Source organism: Xylanimonas protaetiae, assembly GCF_004135385.1.
GTDB lineage: Bacteria > Actinomycetota > Actinomycetes > Actinomycetales > Cellulomonadaceae > Xylanimonas > Xylanimonas protaetiae.
This window is the reverse complement of the sequence record NZ_CP035493.1, coordinates 1034284-1054082: the sequence shown is the minus strand read 5'-3', so window position 1 is coordinate 1054082 and position 19799 is coordinate 1034284. Positions and strand designations below refer to the sequence as shown.

At 76.1% G+C, this 19799-nt stretch carries 16 protein-coding genes and 1 pseudogene; 9 read left to right on the top strand and 8 right to left on the bottom strand.

Annotated features, from left to right (window positions below; translation table 11 throughout):
• Positions 1–48: 48 nt before the first annotated feature.
• The gene (locus ET471_RS04750; protein WP_129186832.1) at positions 49–1854 is read left to right on the top strand and encodes a PQQ-binding-like beta-propeller repeat protein; all 1806 of its coding nucleotides are present in this window, start codon (positions 49–51) and stop codon (positions 1852–1854) included.
• Positions 1855–1864: 10 nt separating this feature from the next.
• On the opposite strand, the gene ET471_RS04745 is transcribed toward ET471_RS04750, so the two are convergent.
• Positions 1865–2653 (bottom strand): deoxyribonuclease IV, encoded by a 789-nt coding sequence (locus ET471_RS04745; protein WP_129186831.1) that lies wholly within the window; start codon positions 2651–2653, stop codon positions 1865–1867.
• Positions 2654–2712: 59 nt separating this feature from the next.
• Positions 2713–3219: a COG4315 family predicted lipoprotein gene (locus ET471_RS04740; RefSeq protein ID WP_129186830.1), complete on the bottom strand. Its 507-nt coding sequence runs from the start codon at positions 3217–3219 to the stop codon at positions 2713–2715.
• A gap of 172 nt (positions 3220–3391) precedes the next feature.
• Here ET471_RS04740 and ET471_RS04735 point away from each other — a divergent pair, with 172 nt between their 5' ends.
• From ET471_RS04735 to ET471_RS18400, 4 genes and pseudogenes are all read left to right on the top strand, one after another.
• A complete protein-coding gene (locus tag ET471_RS04735; protein ID WP_129186829.1) occupies positions 3392–4069 on the top strand; it encodes a YceI family protein in 678 nt (225 codons plus the stop codon).
• Position 4070: 1 nt separating this feature from the next.
• Positions 4071–4595 (top strand): sigma-70 family RNA polymerase sigma factor, encoded by a 525-nt coding sequence (locus ET471_RS04730; protein WP_129186828.1) that lies wholly within the window; start codon positions 4071–4073, stop codon positions 4593–4595.
• Positions 4592–4663: pseudogene (locus tag ET471_RS18780) on the top strand (hypothetical protein); the annotation flags it as partial. The gene ET471_RS04730 and the pseudogene ET471_RS18780, both read left to right, overlap by 4 nt.
• Before the next feature lie 359 nt (positions 4664–5022).
• Positions 5023–5715, top strand: a complete 693-nt coding sequence (locus ET471_RS18400) for a hypothetical protein (protein WP_242496562.1) — start codon at positions 5023–5025, stop codon at positions 5713–5715.
• A gap of 194 nt (positions 5716–5909) precedes the next feature.
• Here ET471_RS18400 and ET471_RS04715 read toward each other — a convergent pair whose 3' ends face one another.
• A complete protein-coding gene (locus ET471_RS04715) occupies positions 5910–6803 on the bottom strand; it encodes an NAD-dependent epimerase/dehydratase family protein (RefSeq protein ID WP_129186825.1) in 894 nt (297 codons plus the stop codon).
• A gap of 198 nt (positions 6804–7001) precedes the next feature.
• Between ET471_RS04715 and ET471_RS04710 the strand changes: the two genes are divergently transcribed.
• Positions 7002–9653, top strand: coding sequence for a phosphoenolpyruvate carboxylase (locus tag ET471_RS04710; protein WP_129190717.1), 2652 nt, complete (start codon positions 7002–7004; stop codon positions 9651–9653).
• A 60-nt stretch (positions 9654–9713) separates the two neighbouring features.
• Here ET471_RS04710 and ET471_RS04705 read toward each other — a convergent pair whose 3' ends face one another.
• Positions 9714–10481 carry a VOC family protein gene (locus tag ET471_RS04705; protein WP_129186824.1) on the bottom strand — a complete coding sequence of 256 codons (768 nt, stop codon included), beginning with the start codon at positions 10479–10481 and terminating at the stop codon, positions 9714–9716.
• A gap of 91 nt (positions 10482–10572) precedes the next feature.
• Positions 10573–11505 carry a 5'-3' exonuclease gene (locus ET471_RS04700; RefSeq protein ID WP_129186823.1) on the bottom strand — a complete coding sequence of 311 codons (933 nt, stop codon included), beginning with the start codon at positions 11503–11505 and terminating at the stop codon, positions 10573–10575.
• Between the two features lie 91 nt (positions 11506–11596).
• Here ET471_RS04700 and crcB (ET471_RS04695) point away from each other — a divergent pair, with 91 nt between their 5' ends.
• Both crcB (ET471_RS04695) and crcB (ET471_RS04690) read left to right on the top strand, forming a co-directional pair.
• Positions 11597–12154 carry a fluoride efflux transporter CrcB gene (crcB, locus tag ET471_RS04695; protein WP_342586075.1) on the top strand — a complete coding sequence of 186 codons (558 nt, stop codon included), beginning with the start codon at positions 11597–11599 and terminating at the stop codon, positions 12152–12154.
• Entirely contained in the window at positions 12151–12546 is a 396-nt protein-coding gene (crcB, locus tag ET471_RS04690) for a fluoride efflux transporter CrcB (RefSeq protein WP_129186821.1), read from the top strand. Before crcB (ET471_RS04695) ends, crcB (ET471_RS04690) begins: the two co-directional genes overlap by 4 nt.
• Before the next feature lie 12 nt (positions 12547–12558).
• On the opposite strand, the gene ET471_RS04685 is transcribed toward crcB (ET471_RS04690), so the two are convergent.
• The 3 genes from ET471_RS04685 to ET471_RS18775 form a co-directional block, all read right to left on the bottom strand.
• Complete coding sequence (locus tag ET471_RS04685) at positions 12559–13560, bottom strand: sigma-70 family RNA polymerase sigma factor (protein ID WP_129186820.1); 1002 nt, start codon at positions 13558–13560, stop codon at positions 12559–12561.
• 10 nt (positions 13561–13570) lie between these two features.
• Complete coding sequence (locus tag ET471_RS04680; RefSeq protein WP_129186819.1) at positions 13571–15919, bottom strand: SpoIIE family protein phosphatase; 2349 nt, start codon at positions 15917–15919, stop codon at positions 13571–13573.
• A 74-nt stretch (positions 15920–15993) separates the two neighbouring features.
• Positions 15994–18933, bottom strand: coding sequence for a helix-turn-helix transcriptional regulator (locus tag ET471_RS18775; RefSeq protein WP_280949906.1), 2940 nt, complete (start codon positions 18931–18933; stop codon positions 15994–15996).
• 153 nt (positions 18934–19086) lie between these two features.
• Between ET471_RS18775 and ET471_RS04670 the strand changes: the two genes are divergently transcribed.
• Entirely contained in the window at positions 19087–19776 is a 690-nt protein-coding gene (locus ET471_RS04670; protein WP_129186818.1) for a hypothetical protein, read from the top strand.
• Positions 19777–19799 lie beyond the last annotated feature (23 nt).

Sequence of the window (19799 nt, the reverse complement as noted above, 5' to 3'; positions counted from 1 at the left end):
CCCGCGGCTCGACCGCCGCGCGTCCGCCTGGCTGCCTACGCTGGAGGCGTGGCACGCCGTGACCTCACGGAGGGGCTCGTCTTCGAGCTCGTGCCGGACGACGACGTCCTCGTCCCCGGCGCGCCGTCGTTCGCGCCGGAGCCCGGGTTGCCCGTCCTTACGGTGCCCGTCCCTGGCGTTCCCGCCTTGCCCGTCCAGGTCGCGCCCGCCGTGCTCACGCGCGCGGCTCGCGGCGCGAGCGGCTGGCTGCGCCGGCGCACACCCTTCCAGCTCGTCGCCGGGGTGGCCGCCCTCGTGCTCTTCGCCGGGGCGGGCGCCGGCGCCCAGGTGCTGCGCGAGCGGGCCGCGGAGGCCCGGCTGCAGGCCTCGGCGGGCGGGGTCGCCGACCTGTCGGTCCCGGTCAGCGCGCTGTGGAGCCGGTCGTTCGACGCCGCTGCGCGGCCGCCCGGGCAGCGCGCGACGCAGGTGACGCCCGTCGGCGTGCTCGACGCCGGGCGCGGCCCCGTCGTCGTCCTGGCCGTCCCGCCCACGGGCGCCCGGCCGGAGACCGTGCTCCACGCCCTCGACCTCGACTCGGGCGCCGAGCGCTGGGAGGTGCCCCTCGGCGGCTACGCCGACTGCGGCGTCGGGGCGGTCAGCCTCAGCTACGAGCGCCTGGCGCTGCCCCGCGCCCAGCCGCGGCTCGTGTGCACCACGGGCCGGGGCGTGCGCTCGCGCGTCGTCGTCGTCGCGCCGGACGGGACCACCACCACGCGGGCGCCCGACGGCGTGGACGCGCGCACGAGCGTGCTGCCGGGTCCCGGCGGGGTGCTGCTGCGGGTCGACCACGTGGGCGCGGAGCCGGACGGCGTCGGGGTGCGCCAGCTCTTCACCGGGTCGCAGCTCACGGGCGGGTTCACGGCACCGGTGCACCACGTCACGGCCGAGGACGCCGTCACGGGCGAGGTGCTGTGGCACGTCTCGGTGCCCGGCGGCTGGGTCTCGCAGGGCTCCGGCCCCGACCGCTGCACCTCGACAGGCCCCGACGGGTCGCCGCGCCTCGACGTCGCGGCGACGTCGAGCCGGGTCGTCGACGACGGGATGATCCTGCGCCTGTGCGGCGTCGACCTGGTCGTCACGGCTGGCGGCGGGGTCGTCGCCACCGTCCCGACCGGGCGGAAGGCGGCGTCGCCCGGGCCGATCGTGCAGTCGCTCGCCGGACGCGGGCTCGGCGTCGTCACGGGCCGGTCGCCGTCGGGGTGGACCGTCGCCGGGACCCGGCCCACCACGGTGTACGACCTCGCGGGCCGCAAGGTCGTGGGGCTGCGCGGCGGCGTCCTGGACCCGTGGGCCACGGACGGGCGCGGCGTCCTCGACCTGACGGGCGAGCCCGACGCCCGCGGGCGCGGCGTCCTCGTGGCCCACGACAGCGCCCGGCTGTGGGCGGTGTCCGCAGCCGGGACCGTCCGGTGGGAGGTGCCCGACCAGCCTCCGGCGCAGGGCGCGGTCGCGAGCGCCGACGGCGTGGTCGTGCTCGTGCGCAAGCCGGCCGAGGGCGGCGGCGAGCTCGTCGCGCTCGACGAGCGCGTGGGGGTGGCGCTGTGGCGGGTGCCCGTCGCCGGGTTCGGGTTCGGGGCGTGGTCGTTCCTGCGGGGCGCGTGGACCGACGGGCGCCGGCTCGTCGTCGTCACTCCCGGGTTCTACGGCCCGGTCGCGCAGCCGGAGTGGACCGCGTACGACGTCCGCACCGGCACGGTCGCCTGGCACCTCGACGCCGCGGCCGCCCAGGAGGTCGTCGCGCCGGAGTCCGTGTGCGCGGCGGTCGTCGGGCGGCTGCTCTGCTTCGACGACGACCGCGTGGTGCGCGTGGCGTGAGCCGCGCGCCTCAGCCGACCCGCTCCCGCAGCCAGGCGATGTCCGGCCCCATGTCGCCGTGCGTCTCACACACCACGGGCGCCCCCGCGGCCGTGATCACGCCCGTGAGCAGCTCTGCCGGGATGGTCCCGTCGCCGAAGTGGGCGTGCCGGTCGGCGCCCGAGCCCGCGGTGTCGCGCGAGTCGTTGGCGTGCACCAGGTCGATGCGGCCCGTGATGGCCGTGATGTCGGCGACGGCGGTGGCGAGGTCGAGCCCGCCCGCCCACGCGTGGCACGTGTCGAGCGTGAACCCGACGACGCTCGCGTTGGGGCTCGCCTGGACGGCCGCCCACAGCTGCTCGATCCGCTCGAGGTGGCGGGCCATCGCCAGGTCGCCGCCCGCGGTGTTCTCGATGAGCACGGGCACGTCGGTGTCGAGCGAGTCGACGGCCTTGCGCCAGTTGTCGAACCCGACGTCGGGCGCGTCCTTGGCGGTCACGTGCCCGCCGTGCACGACGACGCCCTTCGCGCCGATGGCCGCCGCGCCCTCGAGCGTGGCCTGGAGCAGCTTGCGCGACGGGATGCGGATCCGGTTGTTGGTGGACGCGACGTTGATGCCGTACGGGGCGTGGACGTACAGGTCGATGCCCGCCGCCGCGGCGTCCTCGCGCAGCCGGTCCTCGCCGCCCGCGTAGCCCGAGCCGGTCACCTTCCACGACTGCGGGTCGCCGAGGAACACCTGCGCCACCTCGGCCCCGATCGCCTGCGCCTGCGCGACGGCGTCCGCGCCGTCGACGTGCGCCCCGATGCGGATGCTCATGCCGACCACCCTAGGGGCGGGGCCCGACACCGGCCCGGGCGCCGCCCGGAGGCGCCTGGTCAGTACCCCGGCATGCTGCTCGTCGTCGGCATCTGGGTGACCTCCTCGCCGCTCGGCGCCAGCACCCACCAGAGGTCGTTGAGCCCCTGGCCGGCGACGTCGCCGGGGGAGCCGTCGCCCGCGTAGAGGTAGAGCGGTCGCCCGTCGAGCGTGACCTGGAGCTCGCCGTCGTTGCCCTGGATGGTGCCCAGGTCGCCCGTGACGCCCTCCGCCTTCGGGGTGTCGCCGTCCGCGTGGACGGGCGGCCACGCCGCCAGGCAGTCGCCCGTGCAGGCGCTCGCGCCCGAGCCGGGCGTGTCCTTGCCGAAGACGTAGACGGCCATGCCGTCCTTGTCGACGACGATCCGCCCCAGGTCGCTGTCGGCCGTGGTCAGCACCGTGCCCGCCGCGACGCTCGGCGCCTCCGTGGCGCCCGAGTCGCCGCTGTCGCCGCTGCTGCCGCTCGCGCAGCCCGCCAGCCCGGCCACGACGGCTGCCGCCGCGAGCGCGTAGGTCACCTTGCGCATGCTCTCGTCCCCTTCCGTTGTCGTCCCCTACGACGACGGCGCCGGCGGCCGCGCGGTTCACCTGCGGCGCCGTCCCGGGCACATCGGTGCACAGTTGAAGATGCACAGCTGAACCAGGAAGCATGTTCCGACGTCGTCGTGCTGAGAGGGCACGACGTGGAGGGGGACGACGGTGCGCACGCGAGGCAAGGTGGCGGTCTGGGCCGGCGGGGTGCTGGCGGCGGTGGTGGTCGCGGGCGTGGTGTGGGGGCCGGGCCTGTACGCCGACTGGCAGAACCGCAACGCGGAGGCCGCGCCCGTGCTCGACGCCTCCGGGGACGCCCTGGCCGAGCCGACCTCGCTCGACGGGACCTGGACGGCACAGCCGGGATCGTTCGCCGGGTACCGCGTCGACGAGGTGCTGCGCGGCAACCACGCCACCGTCACGGGCCGCACCGAGCAGGTCGAGGCGTCCGTGACGCTCGACGGCGGCGCGCTCACCGAGGCCACGGTGACGGTCGACATGACGTCGGTCCACACCGACCAGCCGCCCCGCGACCTCTACTTCCGCACGTCCGCGCTGGCCACCGACCAGTTCCCGACCGCCACGTTCACCCTCACCCAGCCCGCCACGCTCGACGCGGGCGCCACCGTCGTCGACCTCACCGGCGACCTCGCGATCCACGGCGTCACCCGCCCGGTCACGGTCGAGGCGGAGATCGGGCAGCAGGGCGACGACGCCGTCCAGGTGGTCGGCAGCGTCCCGCTCACGTTCGCGGACTACGACGTCGCGGCCCCGTCCCTCGGCTTCGTCGAGGTGGAGCACACCGGGTCGGTCGAGTTCTCCCTGCTCCTGGCGCCGGCAGGCTGACATGCCCGGCCGGGGGCACCGCCCGCCCACGGGGGACGCGCTGCTCGCCGCCGTCCACGGCACGCACGCCGCGGCGCTGCAGCGCTACGTGCGCCACCTGACGAGCGACGAGGAGCAGGCGCAGGACGTCGTGCAGGAGACCCTGCTGCGCGCGTGGCGGCACCCGGAGGTGCTCGAGCGCTCCGAGGACAGCGTCCGCGCCTGGCTGTTCACCGTGGCCCGGCACCTGGTGGTCGACCAGTACCGCAGCGCCCGGCACGCCCACGAGCGCTCCACCGGCGTCGTGCCCGAGCGGGCCGAGCCGGACCGGACGCAGGAGGTGCTCGACCAGTGGCTCGTCGCCGACGCCCTCGCGGGCCTCAGTGCGGAGCACCGCGCGGTCGTCGTCGGCGCGTACTACGGGGGCCGGTCGGTCGCGGAGCTCGCCGACGAGCTCGAGATCCCGCCCGGCACCGTCAAGTCCCGCATGCACTACGCGCTGCGCGCGCTGCGGCTGTCGCTCCAGGAGAGGGGGGTCACGCCATGACCGACAGGTACGCGGAGTGGGACGCCGCCTACGTGCTGGGCGCCCTCGCCCCCGCCGAGCGCCGCGAGTACGCGGCCCACCTGGGGACCTGCGAGGCGTGCCGCACGGCCGTCGCGGAGCTCGCGGCGCTGCCCGGGCTGCTCGCGTCGGTGCCGCTCGACTCGCTCCCGTACGGCCCGCCGTCGTCGGGCTCGCTCCCGTACGGCTCGCCGTCGTCGGGCTCGCTCCCGTACGGCTCGCCGTCGGCGGGCTCATCGTCGTCGGGCTCGCAGCCGTCGGGGTCCGCGTCGTCGGGCTCGCAGCCGGCCACGTCCGCCACCGGGGCCGGGGCGCCCGCGCCGGGCCGTGCGGGTGCTCGGGCCCGGGGGCCCGAGCCCACGGCCCGGTCCCCGGCCTCGGTGGCCCCTCTGGCGTCCCCGACGACGACGTGTCGGGTGTCTCTGGCGCGGCTGTCTCCGGCGTGGACGCGGCCGCGGCCATCCGCGTCCGCACCGCGCTCGCTGCCGGTGCCTCCACGGGCGTTCCAGGTAGCGACTTCCCCGGCACCGCGCTCGCCGCCGCCCCCGCCGACGTCGTCCCGATCAGCGCGCTCGCCGCCGCGGCCCGGCGGCGGCGCTCGCGGCGGCGCGGGGGGCTCGTCGCCGCGGCCGCCGGCATCGCCGTCGTCGCCGGGGTGGCCGGAGGCCTCGCGGGCGGGGGCTGGTGGTCCGACGAGACTCCGCCGTCGTCGGGCACGACGGCGCCGCCCGCCGCCGCGGTCGCACGCGACGTGGAGCTGCAGCCCGTGGGCGGCACGGGCCTGCGTGCGACCCTGACGGCGACGCCCATGGCCTGGGGCACGCGCCTGGCGTGGAGCTGCCGGTACGACGGCCCATCGGGCACCCCGCCGCCGGACGCCGGGTACGGCCCGGACGGCGGTCCCGCCGCGCCGGAGCCCGTCACGTACGAGCTCGTGCTCGTCGACCAGGCGGGCACGCGCGTCGTCACGGCGACGTGGACGACGGCGGGCGGCGAGGTCACGGGCCTGGGGGCGTCGTCGGCGGTGCCGCTCGCCTCGGTGGACCGGATCGAGATCGCGGTCGCGGGCCGCCCGGAGCCGCTGGCGTCGGCGACGCTGTAGGGACGCGGCGATCGGAACGTGGGACTCGGATCGGAACGTGCATTCCAAGGCACGTTCCGATCCGAGTCCCACGTTCCGATCGCTGCCGTCGCCCGCCGATCGCTGCCGTCGCCCGCCGATCGCTGCCGTCGCCCGCCGATCGCTGCCGTCGCCCGCCGCTCGCTGCCGTCGCCCGCCGATCGCCAGCGCGCTCGTCAGTCCTCCAGCACGTCGACCTGGTCCTGCCACGCGAAGCGCGGCTCGTACCCGAGCACGCGGCGCGCCTTGTCGATGCTCAGCAGCGTCTCGCGGCCCTCGACCGGGCGCTTGAGGGGGACGTCGGGGAAGTGCTCGGCGAGCAGGTCGGCCGAGTCGCGCTCCATGACGGTGTCCGCGTTGGCGACGATGAACGCCTCCCAGCCCGTGAGGTCGGCCTCCAGCGCGAGGCGCACGGCCTGGGCGCCGTCGCGCGCGTCGATGTAGCCCCAGAGGTTCCAGGCGCGCTTGCGCGGGTCGTCCTGCCAGCCGGGGAACCGGTCGTAGTCCTCGGGGAGCATGACGTTGCTGAACCGCAGGCCGACGAGCTTGAGCGCCGGGTCCCAGCGCGTCAGGTGCCGCGCCATCTCCTCCTCGACCGCCTTGCCGAGCGAGTACGTCGTCTCGGGGCGCACGGTGTACTCCTCGTCGACGGGCACGTAGGGCGGCGGCACGTCGAACGGCAGGCCCAGCACGGTCTCGCTCGACGCCCACACCACGTTCTTGACGCCCGCGACGCGCGCGGCCCGGAACACGTTGTAGGTGGCCGGCACGTTGTTGGCGAACGTCGCGGCGTCGGGCGCCAGGCCGGGCGCCGGGATCGCGGCCAGGTGCACGACGGCGGTGACCGGCGCCGACTCGTCGAACCCGGTCAGGATCTCGACCACCTGGCCGAGGTCGGTGAGGTCCGCGCGCACGAACTTCGCGGGCTGCGGCTCGCGCGGCGGTGCGACGTCGACGGCGACGACGTCCCAGCCGTGCTCCGCGAGATGCCGGACGACGGCGGGCCCGAGGCGCCCGCTCGACCCGGTGACGACGACGCGGCCCGACGTGGCGTGATGGGGGTGAGTCATGGGCACGTGTCTACACCGTCGTGACCACCGGCGGCAGGCTGCCGGACACCGCCCGGACGTCGTCCGACGTCGCCGGGCAGACTCCCCAGCGACCATGGAGCGGACGCGATGTCCGCGATTTGACCTCCTCGGCATAGTCTCTTGGCCGTGAGCGAGATCTATCCGCAAGCCACCGAGCGTGTCGTCGCGCGCTACGAGATGCCCGACCCGCTGCGGGACGACATCCGCCTGCTGGGCGGCCTGCTCGGCACGATCCTCAAGGAGGCCGGCGGCCAGGACCTGCTCGACGACGTCGAGCACCTGCGCGAGCTGACCATCCGCGCGTTCGGGGACGACGCCGACGCGCTGGCGGCCGCGGCCGCGCACGTCGAGTCCCTCAGCCTGGACCGGGCCGACCACGTCGCCCGCGCGTTCACGTGCTACTTCCACCTGGCGAACCTCGCCGAGGAGTACCACCGCGTCCGCGTGCTGCGTGCCCGCGACCACGAGCTCGAGGCCTCCGTGATCGAGGAGACCATCCCGCGCGCGTTCAACCAGCTCGCGTCCGAGGTGGGCCGGGACGAGGCGCTCCGGCGGCTCCAGGAGCTCGAGTTCCGCCCGGTCCTGACGGCGCACCCGACGGAGGCCCGCCGTCGTGCGGTGTCCCGCGCGATCCGCCGCATCGGCGACCTGCTCGCCGAGCGCGACACGCTGCACCCCGCCGGCACCGCCCTGGCCGAGCTCGACCGCCACCTCCTCGCGGAGATCGACGTCCTGTGGCGCACCCAGCCGCTGCGCCCGGCCAAGCCGACCGTCATCGACGAGGTCAAGTCGGCCGTCGGCGTGTTCGACCAGACGCTCTTCCAGACGTTCCCCGAGGTGTACCGCCGCCTGGACGACTGGCTGCTGGGCGACGAGGCGGGCCGCCACACGCCCGTGGTGCGCCCGTTCGTACGCCTCGGCACGTGGATCGGCGGCGACCGCGACGGCAACCCGAACGTCACGTCGTCCGTCACCCGGGAGGCGGCCGCGCTGGCGTCCGACCACGCCCTCGCGGCGCTCGAGGGCGAGGCGTTCGCCACCGCCCGCAAGCTCACGGTGGCCGCCGGCGACACCCCGCCGTCGGACGCCCTCGTGGGGCTCTGGAACCGGCTGCGCCAGCTCTCCGCCGACGCCGCCGCGCGTGCGCAGGAGGAGTCGCCGAACGAGCCGCACCGCGCCGCGCTGCTCGTCATCGCCGAGCGCATCGCCGCCACGCGGCGTCGCGACGCCGACCTCGCCTACGCGACGGCCGAGAGGCTCGAGGCGGAGCTGCGCACCGTGCAGGACTCGCTCGTGGCCGCGGGCGCCCCGCGCCTGGCCTACGGCAGCCTGCAGAAGCTCATCTGGCAGGTGCAGACCTTCGGGTTCCACCTGGCCGAGCTCGAGGTGCGCCAGCACTCGCAGGTGCACGAGGAGTCGCTCGCCGAGATCGCCGAGAAGGGCGTCAACAGCCCTGACCTGAGCGACCGCACGCGCGAGGTGCTCGACACGTTCCGCGCCCTCGGCTACGTGCAGAACCGGTACGGCGAGCGCGCCGCCCGCCGCTACATCGTGTCGTTCACGCAGGCGCCCGAGCACATGGCCGCCGTCTACCAGCTCGCCGAGCTCGCGTTCCCGGACCCGGACGAGCGCCCCGTCATCGACGCGATCCCGCTCTTCGAGACCTTCGCCGACCTCGAGGGGTCCGTCGAGATCCTCGAGGCGATGCTCGAGCTGCCGCAGGTGCAGGAGCGCCTCGCCGCCAACGGCCGCAAGGTCGAGGTCATGCTCGGCTACTCCGACTCCTCGAAGGACGTCGGCCCCGTGGCCGCGACGCTCGCGCTGCACACCGCGCAGTCGCGCATCGCGGAGTGGGCAGACCGGCACGACATCGAGCTGACCCTGTTCCACGGCCGCGGCGGCTCGCTCGGCCGCGGCGGCGGCCCCGCCAACCGCGCGGTGCTGGCCCAGCCGCCGCACTCGGTGGCCGGACGCTTCAAGCTCACCGAGCAGGGCGAGGTCATCCTGGCCCGCTACGGCGACCCGGCCATCGCGATGCGCCACATCGAGCAGGTCGCCGCGGCGACCCTCCTCGCGTCCGCGCCGTCGGTCGAGAAGCACAACGCCGAGTCGACCGCCCGGTTCGCCGAGCTGGCCGCCGCGCTCGACGTCGCCTCGCGCGAGCGGTTCCACCACCTGGTGCGCTCCGAGGGCTTCCCGCAGTGGTTCGCCCAGGTGACCCCGCTCGAGGAGGTCGGCATGCTGGCGATCGGCTCGCGCCCCGCCAAGCGCGGCCTGTCCGTCAACTCGCTCGACGACCTGCGCGCGATCCCGTGGGTGTTCTCGTGGTCGCAGGCGCGCATCAACCTGGCCGGCTGGTACGGCCTGGGCACCGCGCTGAGCTCGTACGCCGCGTCGCGTCCCGACGGGCTCGAGGAGCTCCGGGCGGCGTTCCGCGAGTGGCCGCTGTTCAACACGCTGCTCGACAACGTCGAGATGTCGATCGCGAAGACGGACGAGCGCATCGCCCAGATGTACCTGCGGCTCGGCGACCGCGACGACCTCGCCCAGCAGGTGCTCGACGAGCTGCGCCTGACGCGCGAGTGGGTGCTCAAGGTGACGGGCAACCACTGGCCGCTCGAGGGGCGCCGCGTGCTCGGCCGCGCCGTGCAGCTGCGCTCGCCCTACGTCGACGCGCTCTCGCTGCTCCAGGTGCGCGCCCTGCGCGCGCTGCGCACCGACGGCGCCTCGGAGTCGTCGCAGGACGCCGCCGCGCGCCGCGAGCGCTGGCAGCACCTGCTGCTGCTGACCGTCAACGGCGTCTCCGCGGGCCTGCAGAACACGGGCTGACGCCCGCCGCACGACGTGTGCGATGCCCTCGCGTGGTCTCACGCGAGGGCATCGCGCGTCTCACACCGAGATGAGCTGGAACCACGTCCCGTGCGGGTCCGCCACGGCGATGCGGCGGCCGTACGGGGTGTCGACGGGCTCGCCCGGCGCCGTCCCGCCGAGCTCGCGCGCCCGCGCCGCGGTCGCGTCGACGTCGTCCGCGCCCAGGTAGACGGCCCAGCCGGACGAGCCGCCGTTGGCGGCGAGCTCGGCCGTCGCGTCGTAGATGCCGGCGACGGCGTCGCGGCCCTCGCCGTACGTGGTGTAGCGGAGTTCCGGGGTGTCGGACAAGGTGGCGACGGGCCAGCCGGCCGCGTCGGCGTAGAACGCGACGGCCTTGTCGTAGTCGTTCGTCCACGTCTCGAACCAGGCCGGGGCGCCGTGCTCGCCCACGAGGGCGAAACCGTCCTGGCCGCCCGGCTGCCAGAACCCGATCTCGGCGCCGGCCGGGTCGACGGCGTTGAGGAACCGGCCCTGCCCGGGGATGTCCTCGGGTCCGAAGGACACCTGGCCCCCGGCGGCCCGGACCTTCTCGGCCGTCGCGTCGGCGTCGGACGTGCGCAGGTAGACGCCCCAGACGGCCGCCTGCTCGGGGTACATGAGCGGCCCGACGCCCGCGATGACCTGACCGTCCTTGGTGAGCTGGCCGTAGTCGCCGAACTCCGCGCCGTAGGACGTGTGCTCCCACCCGAACAGGGCGGTGTAGAACGCGACGGACCGGTCGAGGTCCGGCGTCGCGAGGTCGAACCAGACGGGGGCGCCGTCGGGCACCGGACCGCGTGCGGGCATGTCTCCTCCAGGTGATGGCTCTTCCGTCAGTACCCCAGACGACGGGACCGCCCGCAACTGAGCGGCGGACCGCCCGCAACCGGGCGGCGGCTCAGCCGGCGAGGGCCGCGAGCACGCGGGCGACGCTCGAGCGCAGGCCCCAGCGGTCGGTGAGCAGCCCGAGCGCCTCCGGGAACGCGGCCGCGCGCGGCAGCGTGCCGTCGACCTCGGGGAGCGGGGCGTCGCGGGCGACCTGCACGACCTTCGGGGCCACCGCGAGGTACTCCGCGCCCTCGGTCAGCCGCCGCTGCTGGGCGGGGGTGAGCCCGAACCCGGCGTCGCGCGCGGCGAGGATCCCGCCGAGCGTGCCGAACCGCGCGAGCAGCCCGGCCGCCGTCTTCTCCCCGATCCCGACGACGCCGGGCAGCCCGTCGGACGGGTCGCCGCGCAGCACGGCCAGGTCGGCGTACGCGGCGCCCGACGGCACCCCGTACTTCTCGGCGAGCCGCGCCTGGTCGACGACGTCGGGGTCCCGCACGCCGCGCGCCGGGTACAGGACGCGCACGCCGGCGGCGTCGTCGACGAGCTGGAACAGGTCGCGATCGCCCGTCATGATCGACGTCGGCGCGCGCCCGGCCGCGACCTCGCGGGCCACGAGCGTGCCGATGACGTCGTCAGCCTCGTAGCCGGGTGCGCCGACGCGGGCGATGCCGAGGGCCTCGAGCACCGACGCGATGACGGGAACCTGCGGGGACAGCAGGTCGGGCACCTCCTCGACGTCGGTGCCGCCTGCCCCGGCGCCGGGCACGGCGACGCGGTGCGCCTTGTACGACGGGATGAGCTCGACGCGCCACGCCGGTCGCCAGTCGTCGTCCCAGCACGCGACCACGCGGTCCGGACGGTGCTCGGTGACCAGGAACGCGATGGTGTCGAGCAGCCCGCGGATCGCGTTGACGGGCTCGCCGCGGGGCGAGCGCAGCGTGTCGGGCACGCCGTAGAACGCGCGGAAGTAGAGCGACGCGGTGTCCAGCAGCAGGAGGCTCACGGCAGCAGGGTCCCACGCGGGCCCGACGCCCCGCCGGGGTTCCACGCCACGCGCGCCGGTGCCGGCGCCGCCGAGCGGCACAATGGGGCGCGTGACCAGCCCCGTCCCGCCCCCGCCACCGCACCGCGACCCGCGGCTCCTCGGGCTCGTGGCGCTCGGCGGGGCCGCCGGGTCGGTGGCCCGGTACGCCGTCGCGCTCGCGCTGCCGCCCACCGGGTCCGGGTGGCCGCTCGGGACGCTCGTCGTCAACGTCGTCGGCGCGCTGCTGCTCGGGTTCCTGCTGGAGGCGCTCGCGCGGCGCGGGCCGGAGTCCCGGCGCCTGCAGCGCCTCCGCCTCACGCTCGGCACGGGCGTGCTGGGCGGGTTCACCACGTGGTCCTCGTTCGCGCTCGAGACCGAGCGCCTGCTGCACGACGGCGCGGTGCTCGTCGCGGTGGGGTACATGGCCGCGACGCTCGTCGCCGGGACGCTGGCCGCCGTCGTCGGCGTGCTGCTGGCGCAGCGCGTCCCGCCGTCGTCGACGGGCCGGCTGCTGCGCGAGGCGGGCTCGCCGGGGCGGGACGACGCTGCCGCGCCGGGGCAGGGCGACGCTGCCGCGTCGGGGCACGACGGCGTCACGGCGCCGCGGCAGGCGGGGGCCGGGGCATGAGCGCGCCGCTCGCGTTCCTCGTCGTCGCCGTCGGCGGCGGGCTGGGTGCCGCCGCGCGGTTCTGGCTCGCGGACACCATCCGCACCCGGCGCCGTTCCGTCATGCCGCGCGGCACCATCGTCGTCAACGTCCTGGGGTCGCTCCTCATCGGTGTGATCACCGGGCTGGTGCTGACCGTCGGGGCGGAGCAGTTCGAGCCGTGGCGCCTGTTCCTCGCGACCGGCATCTGCGGCGGGTTCACCACGTTCTCCACGGCGACGGTCGAGAGCGTGACGCTCGCCCGCGGCGGTCGTCCGTGGCGGGCGCTGCTCAACACCCTGGGAACGCTGGTGCTCACGGTGGCGGCGGTGGCCGCCGGGATCGGCGTCGTGCTGGCGGTGGCGGGAGGCTAGGGGCCTCCGCGGTCACGCCGCGTCGTCGTCGAGGCGCAGCGGCAGGCCGAAGCGCGGAAACCACGCCTCCGTGTCCAGGAAGGCCGTGATGCCGCGGACCAGGCCCTCGGCGTCCACCTCGAGGACCGTCAGGCCCCACGCGTAGTACCCGCCGTGGGCGAGGTCCGGGCGGTACTGCCCGAACGCCGGCGAGCCGTTGGCCCGCACGGGGATGCACCGCGAGCCGCGGCACTCCGCGCCCGGGCCGAGCATCCACGTGACGACGTTGCTGCGGCCCTGGACCCACATCGAGTACGGCGGCATGTTGAGCAGCGCGTCCTCGCGCAGCAGCTTGACCAGCTCGTCCATGTCGTAGCGCTCGAACGCGTCGAGATAGCGCTCCAGCAGCGCGTCGCGCCACGCCTCGCCCGGCAGGGGTGCGGTCGTCTCGGGCGTGGGCGCCTTCTCGCCCAGCGTCGCGCGGGCCCGCTGCAGCGCGGAGTTCACGGCCGCCACGCTCATGTCGAGCAGGTCCGAGACCTCCGCGGCCGACCAGCGCAGCACCTCGCGCAGCACGAGCACCGCCCGCTGGCGCGGGGGCAGGTGCTGGAGCGCGGCGACGAACGCGAGCCGGATCGACTCGTGGCCGACGGCCATCTGCGCGGGGTCGCCCGACCGGGGCAGCACGGCGTCGTCGGGCACGGGCTCGACCCAGCGCTCCTCGGGCAGCACGTCGCCGAACCGCTCGAGCTCTGGGGGCTGCGCGGCGCCCAGCCCCATGGGCCGCTCGCGCCGGTGCGCGGCGGAGCCGAGCTGGTCGAAGCACACGTTGGTCGCGATCCGGTACAGCCAGGAGCGCAGCGACGAGCGCCCCTCGAACCGGTCGTAGGCGCGCCAGGCGCGCAGCATCGTCTCCTGGACCGCGTCGTCGGCGTCCGAGGCGCCGCCGAGCAGGCGGTAGCAGTACCCGGTCAGCTCCGACCGGTACGCGTCGAGCGTCGACGCGAGGTCTTCGTCCGCGAGCGTCTGTGTCATGGGTCACACGCTACGCCCGGGGTCTGACACGCTGCCCGGGTCGCAGCTCGAACCACACCGTCTTGCCGGTGAGGTCCTGACCGTGCCGTCCCACGGTCTCGGTGCCCGCGTGGTCGATGACGCCCCACCGCGCCGCGAGCCGCTCGAGGAACTCCACGCCGCGTCCCGACAGCTCGTGCGGCTCGGGGTGGCGCAGCTGCGGGCGCACGCGGGAGGCGTCGCGCACGCCCACGCGCACGAGCGCGGTCACGGCGTCCACCTCGACCATCGCCGTCACGGGTCCGCCCCCGTGCTCGAGGGCGTTGGTGAGCAGCTCGCTCGAGAGCAGCATGGCGGTGCGCCGCTCGCGCTGCGCCACCCCGGACGTCTCGAGGATGTCGTCGATCCAGCGCCGCGCGGGCCCCAGCTCCGCCAGCGACTCCGCGACCCGCCGCTCGGCCCGCACCACCGAGCCGACGGACGGCGCCGCGTCGTCGGGCGACGGTGGAGTCGACGCCGACGCCGCGGACGCCGCCGACTCCTCCGAGAGGACGGCCAGCGACGCCGCCGCCTCCGAGGACGCGAAGTCGGGGACGGCCGCGACGCGCGCCCGCACGGCGAGCACCGCGACGTCGTCGCGCTGCGGCGCGAGCGCGGGCACGAGCGCGCGCACGAGCGTGCCCGGCAGCGCGGCGGTCGCGACGGACGCCGACGCGCGCAGCGTCCGGGCGAGCAGGTCGATCCGGTCGATGAGCATCGTCCCGCGCGCCTCGACGAGCCCGTCCGTGTACAGCAGCAGCGTCTCGCCGGGCCGCAGCATCGTGGCGTGGTCGGTGCGCTCGACGGCCGGCACCACCCCCAGCAGCAGGTCCGACTTCGGGCGCAGCACCTCCACGGTGCCGTCCGCGCGCAGCACGAGCGGCGGCGGGTGCCCGGCGTTCGACCAGGTCACGGCGTACGTCCCCGGCGTGTGCGGGTGCTCGCCGACGACGGGCAGCCGTTCCAGCCGGACGACGACGGCCGTCGCGCCCGCCCGCGGCCCGAGCTGGTGGTTCACCCGGTCGAGCAGGGTCAGCAGCACCGACGGCGTCTCGTCGTGGCTCCACGCGAGCGCGCGCAGCATGGAGCGCAGCTGGCCCATGTGCGCGGCGGCCTGCATGTCGTGCCCGGCGACGTCGCCGATCATCAGCAGCGTCGTGTCGTCGTCGACGGCGACGACGTCGTACCAGTCGCCGCCCACCTGGTCGGTGCGCGTCGCGGGCTCGTACGTCGTCGCGATGTCGAGGTGCGCGACCGCCGGCGGGTCGGTGAGCAGCGCGTCCTGCAGCGTCGTGGCCACCTGCCGGCGCGCCTCCAGCAGCGCGACGCGGTCCAGGGCGTGCGCGACGTACGGCGTCAGCGTCGCCTCGAGCGACGAGGTGTCGGCGTCGTGCGCGCGCGGCATGTCCCACCGCGTGCAGACGACCGCGACGACGCGGCCGTCGGCGTGCACGGGCAGGACCGAGCACGCGCCGTCGTTGCGCAGCAGCCCCGCCAGGCCGGGGTAGCGCGCGAGCAGCTCTCCGGCCCCTGCGAAGAACAGGGGGACGCCCGTGCGGGCCACCTCGCAGACCGGCAGGTTCGAGTCGGTCCGCGCCCGCAGCGGGTTGATCGACCCGCCGCCGCCCGCCGCCTGGGGCGCGATGTCCGGCACGCCCGAGACGAACGTCACCCCGCGCCCGTCGGGCTCGACGAGCGCGAGGTAGCTCGCGGACGCGCCCGTCCCGCGCGCGACGACGCCGCGCAGCGCCCGCTCGACCTGCACGGCCGTCGTCGCGCCCGCGAACGCCTCCGACAGGCTCAGCAGCAGCTGCGAGCGCCGCTGCTCCCGGCGGGCCGCGCGCTCCGCCTGCCGCGCGCGCTCGCGCTCCGTGCGCAGCCGGATCTCGCCGGAGCACGACGCCGCGAGGTCGGCGAGCGTGGCGAGGTCGGCCCCCGTCCACTCGCGCGGCGAGGTGTCCATGGCGACGAGCGCGCCGACGGGGACGTCGTCGGCCGCGTGCACCGGCAGCACGACGACGGCGCCGTTGCCCGCCCCGAAGAGCCGGCACACCGCGGCCGCCTCGGGGTTCGTCGTGACGTCCCGGAGCACGATCGGGCTGCCGGTCTCGACGACGCGCTGCGTGAGCGTGGCCGCGTGGTCGAGGCGGCGCGTGGTCTGGTACGGCTCGGGCATGCCCAGGGCGCCGGGGAGCACGAGGCCGTCGGGGGCGACGAGCGCGACGGTCGCCATGGAGACGTCGAGCTGGCGGCGCACGAGCCGTGCGATGCGGTCGAACGCGTCGTCGGCGTGCGTGAGGCCCAGGCGGGGCTGCGAGGCAGCCTGCGCGTTCGTGGCCATCGCCCCAGGATGGTGCAGATCGCGGGTTCGCTCCACCGACGGCGCGGAACGTGCGCCCCTGCGGACCGGCCCTGTCACACGCTCAGCAGCCCGCGCCGGTGGGCGACGTCGACGGCCTCGGCCCGCCCCGAGACGCCGAGCTTCGCCAGCAGGTTGGACACGTGGACGCTCACCGTCTTGGTGCTGATGAAGAGCCGCTCGCCGATCTGCCGGTTGGACAGCCCCTCGGCCACCAGGGAGAGCACCTCCTCCTCGCGGTCCGTGAGCACGGCCTCGTGCGCCCGGCGCGGCGTCCCGGGCACGACGACGCGGGCCCGGCGCGCCCACTCGCGCACGGCCCCGGCCAGCGGCGCGGCACCCATGGCGTCGGCCTCCGCGAGCGCGACGGCGGCCTCTCGCGCGGCGGCCGCGCCGTCGGCGACGGCGTGCAGCGCCTGCGCCCAGCGGAACCGCGAGCGGGCCTCCTCGTACCGGTAGCCGTAGCCGAACTCGCGCACCGTGGCCTCCCACAGCGCCGGGTCCGCGGGGGCGCCCGACGCCGCGGCGCGCAGCCGGGCCAGCTCGGCGTCGGCGCGCAGCAGCCACGCGCGGCCCTCGGGCCCGAGCTGCCCGCCGCGCGGGCGACCGCGGACGGCGGTGGTGTGCGCGACCTCGCCCAGCGTGCCGCCCACCTCGAGCAGCCGCGCCCGGGCCGCGTCGCGCTCCCGCGCGCCCGAGCCCGCCGGGACGAGCTCGGCGGCGTCGGCCAGGGCGGCGAGCGCGAGCGCGCTGATCCAGATGCGGCCCAGGAAGAACTCGGACCACACCGTGCCGAGGAACTCCGCGACCTCGACGGCGGTCGCGACGGCGTCGTCGTGCCGGCCCGCCCAGGTGAGCGCGTCCACGAGCGTGCCGCCCGCGTACAGGGCGATCTGGCCGTCGCGCTCCCACGCGGGGCGCAGCGCCTCGCAGCGGGCGATGGCGTCGGCGTCGCCGCGCGCGACGGCCGCGTAGAGCTGCACGGACGCGAGGAACGGGACGGCCGGGGCGGGCAGGCCCGCGGGGAGCGGCCGCGCGGCGAGGTCGCCGCGCACGTAGCGGAACAGCTCGTCGAGCACGTGGAGCTGCTGCCCCGCCGAGCTCCACGACAGGCCGGTCGAGTCCGCGCGCTCGACCCCCTCGGAGACCACGGCGTCCGCGCGGTCGAGGTCGCCGCCGTAGAAGTGCGTGGTCGACAGGTTCTGCGTCGTGCGCAGCTCGGCGAGCAGCTCGCCGGCGTCGGCCGCGCGGGCGCGGGCCGTGGCCAGGAGCGTGGCCGCGGCGTCCGGGTCGTCGGCCTCGAGGATCGCGAGCGTCGTCAGGGCGTCGGCCTCCGCGCCGGGCGCGCCCACCGCGAACGCGACCTCCACGGCCTGCGTCGCGGCGGCGGCGGCCTCGTCGTCGCGCTCCAGGTTGAGCAGCACGCGGGCGCGCCGCGCGGTGGCCCACGCGAGGGCCGGCGACGGGTCCTCCGCCTCGAGCTGCGCGACGGCGAGCTCCGCCTGCTCGTACGCGTCGTCGATGCGGTCCTCGTCGAGCAGGTGCCGCGCGAGCAGGTCGCGTGCCACGGCCTGCCGGTGCTTGTCCTCGTCGAGATGCTCGACGGCGCGGCGCGCGAGCTGGTCCGCGCGCGAGAACAGGCCGGCGCGGCTGGCCGCCTCGGACGCGGCGAGCGCGACGTCGGCCTTGTCGGCGCCCGTGAGCGCCTCCGCGTCGGGCACGGCGTCCCACAGCGAGAGCACCTGCTCGAGGTGGCGGAGCTCCTCGTCGGGGGCGAGCACGCGCGCCGCCCGGGCGGCGGCCTCGTGGGACGCGGCGAGCGCCGTCGGCAGGTCGTGGCCCCGGAGGGCGTGGTGCGCGCGCTGCGCGGGGCCGCCCAGCGACGGGTCGTCGGTCAGCGTGGCCAGGTAGGCGCGGTGCAGCCGCGACTGTTCTCCCGGCAGCAGGTCCAGGTAGAGCGCCTCGGCGAGCAGCGCGTGCCGGAACGCCAGCTTGCTGCCCTCGACCTCGAAGACCTGGTGCGCGACGGCGTCGCGCAGCGCCGCGTCGAGCACCGCGGGGTCCTCGAACGTGCGCGTCCGGGCCGCCGTCGCGCGCAGCAGGTCCTCCTTGACGAGGCGGCCCGCCACCGACGCGACGCGGGCCAGCTCGTGCACCGTCGGGTCGAGGCGCTGGAGGCGCGCGTGCAGCACGTCGCTGAGCGACCACGGCAGGCCCTCCGACGGGCCGTCCGCGCCGAGCAGCTCCTCTGCGAAGAACGCGTTCCCCTCCGACCGGCTCCGCACCTGCTCGAACTCGGCGTCGGGCAGCGGCGCCTCCGCGAGCGCGGTGGTGAACCGGCGCAGCTCGTCGGCCGTGAACGGCTCCAGGTCGACGCGCTCGACCGCCGGCTGGCGGTACAGCTCCGCGAGCACCGGCCGCAGCGGGTGGCGCCGGTCCAGGTCGTCCGTGCGGAACGTGCCCACGATGAGCAGGTGCTCGGCCCGCAGCCGCGCCACGAGGAAGCGCAGCACGTCGCGCGTCGACGGCTCCGCCCAGTGCAGGTCCTCGAGCACCAGCACGAGCGGTGCCCCGGCCCGGCCCGCCTCGCCCAGGCAGCAGCGGATGCCGTCGAGCAGCTGGAGCCGCTCCGCGACGTCGTCCACCTGCGCGGCGGGCGCGACCCCGGGGTCGAGGAGCCGGCCGAGCGCGGGGCGCTCGCGGATCGCCGCCTCGACGGCGCCGCCGTCGTCGCGCAGCAGCGCGAGCGCCTCCGAGAACGGCAGGAACGGGATGCCCACCTCGCCGAGGTCCACGCAGTGCGCGACGACGACGCGCGCGCCCGCCTGCTCGGCGAGCCCGGCCAGGTGCGTGACGAGGCGCGTCTTGCCCACCCCGGCGTCGGCGCCCACGAGCAGCACGCCCGGCCGGCCCTCGCCCGCGCGCGCCAGGGCGCGGCGGAACGTCGCGACCTCGGCCTCGCGGGCCACCAGCGGCACACTCGTGGAACGGCGCACGTCCCTGATCGTGCCACCGCCCCCCGACACGGCCGAAGGCCGAATCTCAGCAGCTGGTCACCGCGGGGCGGACGTCCGATTGCGATCTGCGTCACACCGCGCGCACACTGGAGGTCAGCCCGCAGGACTCCAGGACGCAGGTGGTGGTGGGAAATGCAGACCTTCGACGCGCTGCCCATGCTCGGCCGCGGCAAGCACCGGAACCCGAAGAAGGGCGCGTGCTTCATGGAGCTCGCGTCGTTCCTCGCCGGGGAACGATGGAGCGACCACCCCGTGTGCACGCACCCGCTGCTCGCGATGCTCGCCCGCGCGGTCAACGACCTCACGTCCGACGAGTCGCGCCCGCAGCTCGCGCCGCTCATCCCGAGCGTCATCGGCCTGACGAGCGAGGACCCGGCGTGGGACGTGCGGATCGCGCTGCGCGCCGCGCGCACGGCCATCGCCATCAGCCCCGCCGACCGGCAGCAGACCCTCGCCGTGGCGATCTACGGCTGCGAGCGCATGCTCGACGAGCTCGAGGGGCGCCCCTCCGGGACGCTCGAGCCCGCGAGCGTCGCGGCGCTCGCCAGCGTGCCGCGCACGGCGGAGTGGGCGCGCCGGTTCCTCGCGGACACGCACGTCAAGCCGCGCCGGTTCGTCCGCGACGCCGCCCCGTCGGTCGTGTCGACGGCCGTCCAGGGCATCAGCGAGGCGTTCGTGCCCGACGCCGACGGGCGGCTGCGCGAGCTGCTCGCGGCGACGGTCGCCGAGGTGCGCGGCTGGGCCGGGCGTGTCGACGAGGACACCGCGCCGCTCGTGCGCGAGGCGTGGGAGCCGGTCGTCAGGCCAGCGCCAGCGGTCTGAGGTCTCCCTGTCCGATGTCGGGG